General features: G+C 44.9%; 13 protein-coding genes. 4 read left to right on the top strand and 9 right to left on the bottom strand.

Features of this window, described 5'->3' with window-relative positions:
- Positions 1 to 49: 49 nt before the first annotated feature.
- Together LDX50_RS18515 and LDX50_RS18520 are read right to left on the bottom strand one after the other, a co-directional pair.
- A complete protein-coding gene (locus LDX50_RS18515) occupies positions 50 to 2827 on the bottom strand; it encodes an outer membrane beta-barrel protein (RefSeq protein ID WP_225697687.1) in 2778 nt (925 codons plus the stop codon).
- On the bottom strand, positions 2820 to 3194 hold the full coding sequence (locus tag LDX50_RS18520) for a hypothetical protein (protein ID WP_225697688.1): 375 nt from the start codon (positions 3192 to 3194) through the stop codon (positions 2820 to 2822). The genes LDX50_RS18515 and LDX50_RS18520 overlap by 8 nt, the downstream gene beginning before the upstream one ends.
- 157 nt (positions 3195 to 3351) lie before the next feature.
- Here LDX50_RS18520 and LDX50_RS18525 point away from each other — a divergent pair, with 157 nt between their 5' ends.
- Genes LDX50_RS18525 through LDX50_RS18535 form a run of 3 tightly spaced genes read left to right on the top strand, consistent with a single transcriptional unit; the run spans position 3352 to position 5656 of the window.
- The gene (locus LDX50_RS18525; RefSeq protein WP_225697689.1) at positions 3352 to 4383 is read left to right on the top strand and encodes a sensor histidine kinase; all 1032 of its coding nucleotides are present in this window, start codon (positions 3352 to 3354) and stop codon (positions 4381 to 4383) included.
- Entirely contained in the window at positions 4380 to 5078 is a 699-nt protein-coding gene (locus tag LDX50_RS18530) for a LytR/AlgR family response regulator transcription factor (RefSeq protein WP_225697690.1), read from the top strand. Before LDX50_RS18525 ends, LDX50_RS18530 begins: the two co-directional genes overlap by 4 nt.
- The gene (locus LDX50_RS18535; protein WP_225697691.1) at positions 5075 to 5656 is read left to right on the top strand and encodes an NADPH-dependent FMN reductase; all 582 of its coding nucleotides are present in this window, start codon (positions 5075 to 5077) and stop codon (positions 5654 to 5656) included. The genes LDX50_RS18530 and LDX50_RS18535 overlap by 4 nt, the downstream gene beginning before the upstream one ends.
- On the opposite strand, the gene LDX50_RS18540 is transcribed toward LDX50_RS18535, so the two are convergent.
- The 4 genes from LDX50_RS18540 to LDX50_RS18555 form a co-directional block, all read right to left on the bottom strand.
- A complete protein-coding gene (locus LDX50_RS18540; protein ID WP_225697692.1) occupies positions 5651 to 5998 on the bottom strand; it encodes a DUF559 domain-containing protein in 348 nt (115 codons plus the stop codon). The genes LDX50_RS18535 and LDX50_RS18540 overlap by 6 nt on opposite strands.
- A gap of 62 nt (positions 5999 to 6060) precedes the next feature.
- On the bottom strand, positions 6061 to 6486 hold the full coding sequence (locus tag LDX50_RS18545; protein ID WP_225697693.1) for a DUF1499 domain-containing protein: 426 nt from the start codon (positions 6484 to 6486) through the stop codon (positions 6061 to 6063).
- Between the two features lie 28 nt (positions 6487 to 6514).
- Positions 6515 to 8065: an OmpA family protein gene (locus LDX50_RS31040; protein ID WP_225697694.1), complete on the bottom strand. Its 1551-nt coding sequence runs from the start codon at positions 8063 to 8065 to the stop codon at positions 6515 to 6517.
- 88 nt (positions 8066 to 8153) lie between these two features.
- Positions 8154 to 8747 carry a DNA-3-methyladenine glycosylase gene (locus tag LDX50_RS18555; RefSeq protein ID WP_225697695.1) on the bottom strand — a complete coding sequence of 198 codons (594 nt, stop codon included), beginning with the start codon at positions 8745 to 8747 and terminating at the stop codon, positions 8154 to 8156.
- Between the two features lie 49 nt (positions 8748 to 8796).
- Between LDX50_RS18555 and LDX50_RS18560 the strand changes: the two genes are divergently transcribed.
- On the top strand, positions 8797 to 9663 hold the full coding sequence (locus LDX50_RS18560; protein WP_225697696.1) for a DUF2911 domain-containing protein: 867 nt from the start codon (positions 8797 to 8799) through the stop codon (positions 9661 to 9663).
- Between the two features lie 50 nt (positions 9664 to 9713).
- Here LDX50_RS18560 and LDX50_RS18565 read toward each other — a convergent pair whose 3' ends face one another.
- The 3 genes from LDX50_RS18565 to LDX50_RS18575 are packed head-to-tail and all read right to left on the bottom strand — an operon-like array spanning position 9714 to position 14055.
- Positions 9714 to 11399 carry a sodium:solute symporter family transporter gene (locus LDX50_RS18565; RefSeq protein ID WP_225697697.1) on the bottom strand — a complete coding sequence of 562 codons (1686 nt, stop codon included), beginning with the start codon at positions 11397 to 11399 and terminating at the stop codon, positions 9714 to 9716.
- Positions 11396 to 11533, bottom strand: coding sequence for a hypothetical protein (locus LDX50_RS18570; RefSeq protein ID WP_225697698.1), 138 nt, complete (start codon positions 11531 to 11533; stop codon positions 11396 to 11398). The genes LDX50_RS18565 and LDX50_RS18570 overlap by 4 nt, the downstream gene beginning before the upstream one ends.
- Positions 11530 to 14055, bottom strand: a complete 2526-nt coding sequence (locus tag LDX50_RS18575) for a PIG-L family deacetylase (protein ID WP_225697699.1) — start codon at positions 14053 to 14055, stop codon at positions 11530 to 11532. Before LDX50_RS18575 ends, LDX50_RS18570 begins: the two co-directional genes overlap by 4 nt.
- Positions 14056 to 14239: the final 184 nt, after the last annotated feature.

Genomic DNA, 14239 nt, shown 5'->3' on the forward strand with positions numbered 1-14239 from the left:
GTTGGTTGATTGTTGGTTAAGGGGAGCCCTCACTTCGGTGAGGGCTTTTCTATTGTGTGGTTTTGAAGTTTCGGATCCTATACATAAAATTCAGCATGACATATTGCTGTAATACAACACTCGTGGCATCCTCGATATAGGTTTCTGTGACCGTCCGCGTTATACTTTGGTTTTGTTTCAGAATATCAAAAACCCGTAAAGAAACCTCTGCCCGATCATCGGCCATGAATTTCTTTCCTAAAGAGGCATTCCATAAGGCATAGTTTTGATTGAACCCTTCGGAAAGGCCATCATACCGCTGGTAATTAATATCTGTTCTGAACACCCATCCCTGTCCAAAAATCCAGTTCAGTCCGGCCGAAAACGACGAATTCAAATAATTTGTGTTTAATTCAGGCTGAATCGAATTATCCACAATATTAAAATTTCCCGAATAGCCTATATTGAAATCAACACGTTCGCTGATATTGCTGGCAATCACAATACCTGCGCTGAACCCATAATTATTGGATGTGTTTGATTGTTCATTGATAAGGCCCGGTATTTTGTTGTAATTAATGCCGGCATTTACGTTTATAATGGATTTCAGCAGGATTGATGGGATACTGTAGGTAAGCAGACTTCGCACATTCCAGTATCCGTCGAGATTCACGGGACGTGTTATCTGGCTGCCCTTTCGAAGTAAATAATCACCCACAAGGATGTCTTCATTTTCTGCGATAATGGTTTCATTTGAAATGTAATTGGCCGCAGTTTGAGCAGAAATGAAACCAAAGAAACTGGCGGAAGATTGTTGATTCGAATTGGAATACCGTACAACGAGTCGATGACTGTAGGCCTGGTCCAATGCCGGATTCCCCGTTGTAAGTATCAGGGGGTTTGAATTGTCGATCACATTCTGTAACTGTGAGATGGACGGGGCATCGGTATTGGTCCGGTAAAAAAACCGCAGATTTTTATCTTCTGTCAGGTTAAACCGGCCCGAAACGGTCGGTAGAATATTATTAAAACTACGGGTTAGCTGATCCGTCTGAGGAAACAATTGTTCATTCTCAAGTCTTGCATGTTCATAAGCCAGGCCTGCGCGAACAGAGCCAATTTCGCCCCGGTATGACAGGCCGGCTGTAGAGGTATAAGTTGTATAGATACTTTCAAAAACATTGGACAATTCCGGATTAAGCTCCCTTTCTTCAGAACGCAGGTCATAGTTCTTATTATCTGATTCATTCCACCTCCTTTCCATGGTCTGGGTCAGTTGTAACTGAAACTTTTCCCCAAGCCGGTCGGTGTAGGTCACATTTCCCTGTACTGATTTTTGAAGACTGAAACGATCTGTTTCCTGGGCAAGCGTATCTGAAATTACGGTTGTCCGGTTATAGTAATTAATAGCGTTCAGGTCAATATTCCCATCACTTTTGAGATAGGAATTACGCAGTCCGAACGACAAGGTCTGACCTCTTCTTTCAAATGCATGCCGGAAGACAAGGTTATTCGAAAAATTAATGCCCTGCAGATCATTCAGCTGCATATTTTCACTTCCACTGATCAACTCATCGGCCATGTTTGAAGTAAGAATACTTGTTGTCAGCTGATTCGTATTGTTTTGCAAACTCAGAGCAGGTGTCACAATCAGCATATTCTTTTTATCAATACTGTACTGGATGCGGGAGTTAAATCTGTGATTATAATTTACATTATCCTGAATGGAGTTCTGTTCATAGAAATAACTGCTATCTGCCGACAGAAAGTATTCTCTGAGGCTTTTCTGATCATTCGTATTTGTCGCGTGATTAAAAAAGTAACTGGCAGATAGTTTGAGGTCACCATTGAGAAATTCATCCACATAGTTTATCCCGAATGAATTAACCTGGCTGATTCCATTTTGCTGGGATGTGAGAAAATTATTGGCACCATTATTTCTTCCCCCTCCAAAATTTCCACCTCCCCTTCCTCTTCCGCTGGAACTGCTGCTGGCCACACCTACCAGGTCTTCCGAAGAGAAATTTTGCAGGTTAATATCGTTGCTCAGACCAACGATTGAAATTCGTTGCTGATCGTTGAAAAAATTGATATTACCCCCGAGATTGTAATGCGCGTCTGTCCCGCCACCGGCGTAAACACGTCCAAAACTGCCATTTCGCGTTTCAGGTTTGGTGACAATATTGATTGTTTTTACCGTATTCCCGTCATCATAACCGGAGAACTGAGCCTGTTCACTTAACTGATCAAACACCTCGATTTTCTCGATAACATCTGCAGGAAGGTTTCTGAGGGTGGCCGCAGGATCATTACCAAAAAACTCCCGGCCATCCACCAGTATACGCTGGACAGACTCTCCCTGTGCCTGAACACCATTCCCGTCAACCACCACTCCCGGCATTTTTTTAAGCAGATCACCCGCCGTGGCATCGGGATTCGTTTTAAAGCCACTGGCTAAGAATGCCGTGGTATCACCTTGTTGAACTACCACGATGGGCTTGTCTGTAATCCTGACCTCCTTAAGTAATTCAGTTTGTTCGACCAGTTGAATATCCGGAACACGATAATCCGGTCCTGTAATTCTGAGTATCCTTGTGAACGGCTGATAGCCAATGAATGAAACCTGTAATTTGTAAAAGCCGTCTTCCGGCAGTTTCACTTCGTAGTTGCCTTTTGCGTTACTGGAAGCAAAGGTCGTAATAGTGGTGTCTTTTACCAGCCTGAACTGAACAGTCGCTCCCGGGAGCACCTGATCATTGCCCTTAATAACCCCCGAAACATTCACCTGGGAAAAAAGCGATTGGCCGCAGAGGTAAAGGATCGCTAGTAGAATGAATGACTTATTCATTTGGCGGAGGTCTGCGCTGTCGGCGGTTTTGTTGCATAATGAAGGTAAGCCTTGCCATTTGCTCATCAGTTAATATTTCACTAAGCATGGTTTGCTTTTTTTTCCTGATTTCCTGCATGGCTCCCCTCATCTTATCACGGTCTCCCTGGTTCTCTGAAAATGCAGCTGTTATTTCTTCGGAGTAGGTCTTGTAAATTTCATCTATTACAAGCTTCTGGTCTTCAGAAAGATCCGTAATACTGTCAAGCACCATTTGTTTTTCACGGGCCACCATTTCAGATGGATTGCGCTGGGGCGGCTGGCCGTTCGTTTCGGTAATGAACAAGGGTCCAAGGATAATCAGCGAGAATAGAATAATGGTTTTCATGAATCTAATTTACCGCGTTTTATGGTCAGTTCTTGATTATTTCAATCAACGAAGCGATAAATTCAACCAACGCAGATACGCCTGATGTTCGTTGAGCGAAACGGTTGTTTGTTGAAAATAACAAAGACACATTTTTGTAAATGCGTATCTTACTTGCATGAATTCAGCATTACCCAAGGGAATTTATCTCCATGTGATATCATGGTGTGCTTACTTTGTATTACTGCTCTTCTGGTTTGCAATACCGTTCACCTATGAAACCGCCGCCTGGCATGCCGGCAGGATGCTGATCATTCATATAATCATCTTTTACATCAATACTCGTGTGCTGCTTCCACTCCTGATACAACGTAATTCCTGGGGTTACTATCTGCTTGGAATAACGTTGCTCATGATCGTTGTGTATTATATATTCACCGTCACCAATCAGTTCCTGCCAATCAACCGTCTTGAAGGTGTACAGATGAGGGTGCCACGTACTTTCCGGTCTTCCCGTTGGATCGTTCAGAATATGTCGCTTTCCTTCGGCGTATTATTTTTCAGCGCCCTCCAGTTTTTAATGGATGAATCAAGAAAAAGGAAGGACATGGATGCGCAGCGCATCCAGGAGAAACTCGTAACAGAAATGAAATTACTGCGGAGCCAGATCAATCCACATTTCCTTTTCAACGCACTTAATAATCTTTATGCCATGGCCATCAGCCATCAGGAAAAAACTCCCGACCTGATTCTCAAATTATCGGAAATGCTTCGGTATGTGCTCTACGAATCGAATACAGACCTTGTGCCGGCGGAAAAGGAATGGGAATATATTCTCAACTTTGTTCAGCTGCAGGAGCTGAAATTTGAAGACGAGGTGAATTTACGCGTGGAAGGTGAAATAGATCCCGGTTCACAGATCGCGCCTATGATTCTCCTGCCCTTCGTGGAAAACGCCTTCAAGCATAGCCATATTGAAGACGATGGAAACGGGTGGATAGAAATCTCATTGAAAATTCAACATGGCATGCTGGATTTTAAAGTTTCCAACAGCAATCCGGGAAAATTGATTTCTAAGGATAATGAAGGTGGTATTGGTATGATCAATGTGAAGAAACGCCTTGAACTTCTATATCCCGACTGTCACAAGCTGATCATAGAGAAGCCGGAAGGCAAATTCAGAATCCATCTCCATATTGATCTGCCATGAATAATTTACGCTGCGTAATCATAGAAGATGAATACCCTGCCCGCACGCTCTTAAAAGGCTATATCGAACAATGCGAAGGACTTGAGCTGGTTGCTTCGTTCAAAAATCCAGCCGACGGCTTACACTATGTGAAAACACATAGTCCTGATATCATCCTGCTCGACATACAAATGCCAGAGATTTCCGGACTGGAATTTATCAGACGTCTTGACAAGCCGGCCAATATCATTCTCACCACCGCCTACCAGCAATTTGCCCTTGAGGGCTATGAACTTGATGTGGTCGATTATTTACTCAAGCCAATCTCCTACGAACGGTTTTTAAAGGCGATCAATAAAGTTCGCGCAACACACCACAGTTACAGTACTCCCGGGTCTGGTGAACGGCTTATCAAATCAGGACACAGCGTCTATCGCGTACGCTATTCCGACATACTGTATATCGAAGGAATGCGCGAGTATGTGCGATATCACACCTCAGACAGCTGGTATATGGAGCTCGTATCCCTGAAACATTTGGAGGAATCTCTTCCATTCCCTATGTTTAAAAGAGTTCATAAATCCTTTATTGTCAATATCAGGTATACCAACAGTCTCCATACAGGTTACGTGATGTTGAACGATCAAAAAATTCCCGTCGGCCAAACCTATCGTGATGAGGTTGCTGACTGGTTCAATAAAAACACAATCGTATGAGGTATAAAATCAGTGTTTTGTATGGTTCTGTACGCACCAACCGACAGGGTATTCGTGCTGTAACATTCATTTCAAATCAACTAAGATCGAAAGGCTTTGATGTTCAGGTGATCGATCCTATGTTATTACCACTTCCTTTCCTGGATAAAATGTTTAAGGAATATCCGGATGGTACTGCTCCTGAAAATATGCAGATCATAGGTGATCATCTCAGCCAGTCGGATGGTTTCATAATCGTTACCGGGGAATACAACCACAGCATGCCTCCCGCACTTAAAAACCTCCTGGACCATTATCAAAAGGAATATCATTACAAGCCATCAGGAATCCTTTCCTATTCTGCAGGCAGGTTTGGAGGGATCCGTGCGGCTATCCAGGCAAGAATTACCCTGGCAGAGCTGGGAACACCTTCGATTCCCACTATTTTATCCGTTCCGCAAATTCAAAAAACAATTGATGCTGAAGGTTCAACGCAGGAAGAATGGCTGCTAAAACAAACCACCCGATTCATTAATGAATTTGAATGGTATGTTGCCGCTCTTGCAAAGCAACGAAATGAAGGCCGGCCAGGATCATGACCGTACCCTCCTGATACCTTTGATCTGACTCTGAATGTCTTCAATGATAATTTCGGGAAATTCATTTACCAGGTAATTCTCATAGCGAAGGATGTGAAAACCGAGCGTCTTAAGATGACAATCCCTTGTGGCGGAAGAAGATAACATCATATCCTCATATCCCTCCAGTTCAACGACCAGGGAAGCTGCAAAACTACAGAATTGGGCAGTGCAACAACCAAAGGAATGATACTGCTTAAAATTGAAATGCTTCAGGGTTCGGTGCTCATTAAGTAATTTCCACATGATCAGGTGTTCCCTGACATACAAAGGGTGGTTCCGTTGATTTCTGATTATCTTCATGGTAATATGTTTTACTGCATATTACCGGTCGAGGCGGACAAGAATTACATTATTAAAATTAGTTATTGTCCGTCCCCGGCAATCTCCATCCACGCTTCCCGAATAGATTCCATCCGTCTGCGGTTCACTCCCAGATCGTAATAACCTACCCTTGAGGCAGAACGGAAATGAATCTCATTCCGGAGTGTATCTGCCAGAAATTCAACATCATCCTCAAATCCAAAAAGAGCAATGGTGAAAACGACTTTCAGATAAACGTTCGATGAGTCGGTTATATCCGTTCGTGGCATTTCCCTTATCACATCCTTCAGCACTGCCATGGCCTTGTCATAATCACCACTGTAGCGGAGTGGCTCCATAGGAGTATGCTCCTCATCAGACTGATAGGAATTCACACAATTGGGTGAGTCGGGGCACGGTGCCAGCACGGGAACTTGCTGAACATTCCAGAAAAGGGCCAGGATAAGTTGCAAAGCGAGACTGTTCATGGAAGCTTCCTCATATAAAGAGCATTCATTATTCCTTTACGATTGTGAATTCCACCCTTCGGTTTAGACGACGCGTCTCTTCATTGCCATTATCAGCGATCGGCTTGGTTCCCCCATAGCCTTTACCTGTAATTCGCTTCTGATTAATCCCCTTGCTCACCAGGTACGCCTCTACTGATTCCACGCGTGCTTTTGATAGTCGAAGATTATGCTTGGGTACGCCTGTATTATCCGTATGTCCTTCCAGGCGAATCTGTACGGATGGATTGGTCCGCATGAAATCCACTACCCGGTCAAGCTCCGGATATGATTCGGATAAAATATCAGGTGACGATCGTTTGAAGAGCACATTCGGTAATTGAACCGTTGTACCCACTGTTATGGGCTGAAGTAAAAACTGTCGTTCAATAGCACTGGAATTACGATCTCCTTCCACCAGAACTGTTTCATTATTACTGATAAACCCGGGTGCATCCATCGAAAACAGATAGCTGCCTTCCTCGATAATGGGTACACTGAATGTACCCGTCACGGCATCTACCGGTACAACCTGCTCCTGTGTTCCAACAGTAAGACGAAGCGTAACGTTGCCTATCGGTGTCCTGTTATCTGCGCTCTTTACAGTACCGAAAATCACGTTTTTATCGATCTCTACGGTCGTCTGCACTTCTTCCAGCACTGAATCAGGGACATCCACCACCAGCGGTTCGATGCGCTGCTCGGGGGAATCTGTATACATCCGGATATCGCTGTAGCCGTCACTGTTCATAGTAGAGGTGTAAAGTGCAAATCCTTCATACGGACGGTATCCCAGTTCTCTTCCCTGGCTGTTGATATTGGGCACCGGAACAGGTGACGACCAGTTCTTCCAGGTGTCATCCAGCCGTGTCGACATGAAAATATCGCTGCTTCCACTTCCGCCATGACCATTCGTTGCGAAATACAACGTCTGCTTATCTCCGGAAAGGTAGGGCGTGAATTCCTGGGCGTTGGTGTTGATGGTTCTCCCAAGGTTCTTGGGCTCACTCCATTTGCCGTTCCCTTCATTGAAGCTTACATAAATATCCTCACCACCTACTGTATTGTATCCTTCAATTGAAAAAAGAAGGACCTGTCCGTCCACACTGATATATCCTCCGTGATTCTCTGAACGATTCAGGAAATAAGGAATTGTGATGTTTTCAGGATTACCCCACTTATTTCCACGCCGTATGGATCGCGAAACCCCCTGGGTGGCAGCCCGTGAATCATCTTTATTATAGTGATTGAGCAGGTAAATGGTTCTTGAGTCGACTGTAAATCCGATTACACCATTGTAACCCCTGTTATTCAATTCCACAGCATTTGCAGGAGCAGACCAGCTTCCATCTTCCTGCAATTCGCTGTACCATATGTCTCCCGGATCCTGAACTCCACCGACATTCTGCGGATGGCGTGTGCGGGTGAAGTATAATGTCTTATTGTCCGGTGAAAGTACGGGTAATTGTTCATCATACGATGAATTGACTTCGCGGAATATGTCCTGAGCCTGGCCTGCGGATAAACAGAATATCAGAAGCCCTAAAAAATAAAATCTCACAATACAGTAGTTTAGGTTAAAAAGCTAAGTTATGGACGCTCAGTTACAATATTAGAAATAAATCGTTGAATCAACCAATATCTCGATATCACCGTGGAAATGGCCGGCTTAAAAACCGGTTCCCGCCAATTCCAAAGCGCCATGGCAACAGGGCATCCTCCCCTGCGTAATCCACACCAATTCTCGGTCCTTCTACAATTTTACGTACACCAACGCCTTCATCGGAGATCCAGATCTGGTCTCCTAAAAGGGGTCTGCCGTCATGCTCCAGTGATATACTTAATGCTTCAGAGAGTTTACCGGGACCGGAGGTTAGTCCGGTATAGGCTATATTCCCCCTGCGTGACTTCATGAGTTCGACTCCGGTAACAGGTTCAAGAGCACGAATCAGAACCGCTTCGGCAATACCTTCCGCATTCGTTACAACATTGAACAAACGATGAATACCATAGCACAGGTATACATAGGCGGAGCCTCCGGCAGAAAAAAGTGTTTCCGTCCGCGCTGTACGCCTGTTCCCGTAGGCATGGCAAGCCCGTTCCCGATATGAGTATGCCTCTGTTTCCACGATCATGCCACCACATATTCCTTCGGGACCTTCAACATAAAGGACCTTGCCCAGCAGGTTACGTGCGGCGTCGCAAACGTCGTCATTGAAATAAAATGATTTTTTCAGTTTCACGTACTCCGTTAAAATTGTGTAGATTCGTACGACCAAAAATAAATGAACCATGAAAAGAATACTACTCATTAATTGCCTTTCCATTGCGCTATTGATCGCATTCTCAAGCGCGAATGCGCAAATCCAAATGCCGCAGCCAAGCCCTGCCGGCTCAGTTTCAACAACAGTGGGCCTTACAGATATTACCATTGATTATTTCCGCCCCGGTGTTAAAGGAAGAAAAATCTTTGGAGAAGGTGGTGATTATCTCCAGCCCTATGGCCAGATATGGCGTACAGGCGCCAACAACGGATCAGTACTTACCCTGAGTACCGATGCCATGATTGGTGGCCAGTCGGTCCCTGCCGGAAAATACCTGATATTTACCGTACCCGGAGCCGATGAATGGAGATTCATGCTTTACAAAGACTTAAGCATTGGTGGAAATACTGCTGCCTACAATAAAGATAATGAAGTACTTAACATTGGCGTTAAATCAAACAAGACATCCAATACCGTTGAATCACTTACATTTCAGATCCATGACATCAGTGCCGACAATACAGAGGCAAAAATTGCTATGGCATGGGAAAATGTTGCTCTGCGCATTCCAGTAAAGGTAAGTTTTGATGACATCGTCATGGCCGACATTAAGGCTAAAACACAGGTTGATCCAAACGTTTATATTCAGGCAGCCAATTATTACTATACGACCGGACGTGACCTTGAGCAGGCTCTTGCCTGGATGGACATGGGGCTTCAGGCAAACCCTAACGCTTTCTGGAACATTCACATGAAGGCACAGATCCTCGCCAAAATGGGTAAAAAGAAAGAAGCCATCGAAACAGCGAATGAATCAATGGCTAAAGCAAAAGCGTCGGGAAATGATTTCGGATATGTGAAAAGAAATCAGGATCTGATTAACAGTCTCAAATAAAGATCAGAAGATCACCAAGATAAAGAAGCCGGCTCTACAGTCGGCTTTTTTTAATTGCTGTTGATGATCTTTTGAATAATAAACCCGAGTATCACAACCATCCCGCAGCCAATTACATTATACCAAAGATATCCGATCGGAGTTGTCATGAACAGGAATATGACCATGGACTGGGAGATAACCGCCGCGATAAATATGGCATTACCTCTGATGTATTTAATGTAAAAAGCGGCCAGAAATATACCCAGGATACTTCCATAGAAAATTGATCCCACGATATTCACAAGCTCTATCAGATTCTCGAGCAGTGAGGCAAAAGTGGCGAACATAATAGCGATCAGGCCCCACATGAGCGTAAAAAGACGTGATGCATTGAGGTAGTGCTGCTCCGACTGCGCGGGCTTTACGGATCGCTTATAAATATCCACTGTAGTGGTAGATGCCAGGGCATTCAGTTCCGATGCGGTGCTGGACATTGCCGCAGAGAAGATCACTGCCAGCAAAATTCCAATCAGCCCATGGGGTAAATTATTCATGACAAACGATATGAATACATAATCCGTATCGTTTGTTTCAGCCTTGGGGTCGGCTTTTACGATGATTTCCTTGGCCTTATTCCTGATTTCCTCATCCTGATCAAGATAATTCTCAATCTGGGTTCGGTATGCCTCCGATTCATCAGCCTTATTCGCATTCTCCGCCTGTATGAGTCCTTCTATGGCCTGTCGCTTCTGGGCAAACAGGTCCTGATGCGCTGCTTCAACCTCTTCGAATTGCTCCCGGTATTCCGAATTTTTAACCACCTCAATGGCCGCATCGTTGAAGAAAACGGGTGGCTGATAAAACTGGTAGAAAACAAATACCATCGTTCCGATGAACAGAATGATGAATTGCATCGGCACCTTAAGAAGTCCGTTAAAGATTAATCCGAGACGGCTTTCACGAATACTTCTGCCCGACAGGTAACGCTGAACCTGCGACTGATCCGTTCCGAAATACGCCAGGGCAACAAAGAGTCCGCCAATGATTCCCGACCAGATATTGTATCTGTTGGTGGGATCGAATTCCAGGTCAACGGCTTCAAGCTTACCCATTTTCCCCGCAACGGTAATAGCATCACCGAAGTCCACGCCATCCGGGAGCATTTTAACAACCATGATTCCTGCCAGAATCATACCTCCCATCATCACTCCCATTTGCTGTTTCTGCGTAACACTTACCGCCTTTGTCCCGCCTGATACCGTATAAATTATTACAAGGACTCCAATAATCAGTGTAGTGAATGTAAGGCTCACTTCCAGGATACTTGACAAAATAATGGACGGCGCAAAGATGGTTATTCCGGCGCCCAGTCCCCGCTGGACCAGAAAGAGAAACGAAGCAAGTGTTCGGGTTTTCAGGTCGAACCTGTTCTCCAGGAATTCATAAGCGGTGTATACCTTCAAACGATAGTAGATCGGAATGAAGGTCACCGACAAAATGACCATTGCAATGGGCAGACCAAAATAAAACTGAATGAACCTGAGCCCGTCATCATAGGCTTGTCCGGGTGTAGATAAAAATGTAATTGCGCTCGCCTGGGTGGCCATAATGGATAAACCGATTGTCCACCATCGCATACTCTTATCACCCAGTAAAAATCCTTCAATGTTCTTGCTGCCACGGCTTGCATAGACTCCATACACAACAATAGAAATCAGTGTGCCGAATAATACAAGCCAATCGAGATTGCTCATGAAAAACTAATTGATAAGAAATACAAAAGTAGAATCAGTGCCAGCAGGTTGCCAAGCACGAGGATATACCAGGACTTCCATTTTTTGAAGAGCGGTGGCTCTTCCGGGTAGATCTCTTTTTCCTCGGAAGTCATTTTTTTACGTTAATTGAATTATCAATCAGATCGGCATTTCCCAGTGAAACCATATTGGTAAATAACCGAATTGCCCCTGGTACACCGGCCGGTAATTCCCTGAACCAGCTGTAACCGGTATAAATATAATAACCTTTGCCGTATTGGGCTACAAGTAATCCTCCATCAAGAGGGCTCTCTCCGGAATCATTACTGGAAAGAATCGCCGTGTACCGATCATCCCATTTGCCGGGAAAATACAATCCGCGCTCCTGGACCCATCCTTCAAAATCTGCCTGCGTTATCTTATTGGGCGTATTCAACACGGGATGTTCCGGGGTCAGTATCCGGATCTCCGCATCCTCTTCCGCGACACGATCCCGTGACAGCTGAAGTGGATATGGGGCAAACTCCCCGGTCTTCAATCTGAAATTGGTATTATACTGAACGATCAGCGTACCTCCCTCTTTCACATAATCCAGCAAGGCAGGCATTTGAAAAGCAATACGTTCATTGGTATTGAGAGCCCTTACACCCAGTATAATTGCGTCAAGCTGGCCAAGATTTTCGGGTGTCACATCCTCGTCACGCATCTCCCAAACCTGGTAACCGATCTCACGCAGTGTAGCCGGAATGGCATCCCCTGCCCCTGCAATGTACCCAACGCGATCCCCTTTCTTATTAAGTGGGATATGAACAAACCTTGATTTTGCATCAGGCAGTAATACCTGCTTTGGAATATGCTCATAATCAATTACTTCCATATTCTTCGAATAGGTGGCACCTGCCGTTCTTACCTGGGCAACCAGATCGCTTACAATCTGTCCTTCAGGCGGACTTACCCGGAAGGTTACAATGGATTCTTCCCCATCCTGTTGCAGGTTAAATGACCGCGTTGAAGGTGTTACTTCCCATCCATCAGCTCCTAAAAGCTGAACCTCTCCTGCCACATTCGCAGTTCCCGCTTTCACGAGTACTTCAATTTCACGCGAATTATTATCCGGGAACAGATATACCGCCTCCTTGATTGAAACGAGCGCAGGTGGCGTTATCACCAGCGGCTCATGTTTTTCACCCTGCACAGGATCATTCCACCGGTACTGCAGCGGAATTTCATAACTAAATGCCACTCCTTCTATTTCAACATCCACAGTTACAGGGATACTCGGATTATTTTCAGGAAGCCCTATCAATTGAGGGTCTTCAACTGTATACATTCCCTTCTTTTGTGGCAATTTCAACCAGTATGGATCTGAGTATGGAATTCCGGCTGGGATCGTAACAGCAGTATCCAATACTATATCAGTACCTGCGGTCATCTGCAAGTTCAGATTCATCCCAAGAATATCGCTCCTGAATCCTTTCAAAACTACTGACAGCGGTGATTGCTGGATGGCTTCCAGTTCCATGCGTATATTCTGACCAGGAACAACCTGTCCTTCGCTGGTGCGTGCTTCCAGATACAGGCCGGTCATATCTGAAATTATTTCATCAGCCTGTTCCAGTTTTCGGGATTTCCAGAAGGAATCCTCAATTTCTGAGATCATCCTGCGGATGCGCAACATATCCCGAACGCTGGCATAAGGCTTTCTGGGATCGAAATTGGAGATAAGCTCGTTGATCGATTTGCCAATCTTATCTCCACCGCTTACGCGGGACCAGCTGGTATCAATTCCCTCGAAAATATCCGATTTCGCTTCAACTCCTTTTACATATTCCAGAAATTCTTCGCTTGAGCCCCTGCTGCCTGTCGCTCCAAATCCCTGGCTTTTATGCTGACTTCTGCTGAGTGCAGCCATTTCGGTATAAGTCGTACCAAGCAACGGATTATATGTACCCACATCGATGGTAAGAACGCCCGGCTCACTCCCATCCATATTTGGATTCCACCAACGGCCTGTGTTGGTAAAAAGACGCTTGGGCGACCAAACAGTGAGGTCTTGCAGTTGCTCAGGATAATAATTTTTATCGCCCGATATATCGAAGGCGCGTTCAGCCATGATTGCCGAAGTAGTATGATGTCCATGCCCGGCGCGCTCATCCGGCGGAAACCGGGTGATAATCACGTCGGGTCTGAATTTTCGAAAAGTGCGCACCACATCAGACAGTACCTGATCCTGATCCCATACCTGAAGTGTTTCTTCAGCGGTCTTGGAATATCCGAAATCGTTAGCCCGGGTAAAGAATTGTTTCCCGCCGTCAATCCGACGCGCTGCCAGTAATTCCTGTGTGCGTATAATGCCCAGTCCCTCCCGGATCTCAGGGCCAATCAGGTTTTGTCCGCCATCACCCCGCGTCATTGAAAGGTAAGCTGTATGGGCCTTTCTTTCGTTAGCCAGGTAGGCAATAAGTCTTGTGTTTTCGTCATCGGGATGAGCAGCCACATATAGAACTGTACCCAAAAAATTCAGACGCTCTAATTTCAGAAGGATTTCAGACGCACTCGCTGGTTGTTGCCGCTGTCCGTAAAGCGGAAAGAAGTGCATTGATACAATCGAGACAAGCAGAAAAATAGATCGGATCATTGTTTTCTTAAGTATCATATCAAATGCAATTTTTCAACGAATTATCTTATCCTGCAACTATTCAACGTGAAATTACAGGAACGGTTTACTTATATGCAATCGATTGAAACGAACTGACCTTGGTGTATCTGTAATTAATTCTTTCAATCCCTTTTAAATGGCCCCTGAATCTGCTTATTTCGTCGTTAAATAGAAATACCTC

Source organism: Fulvivirga sedimenti (assembly GCF_020328055.1).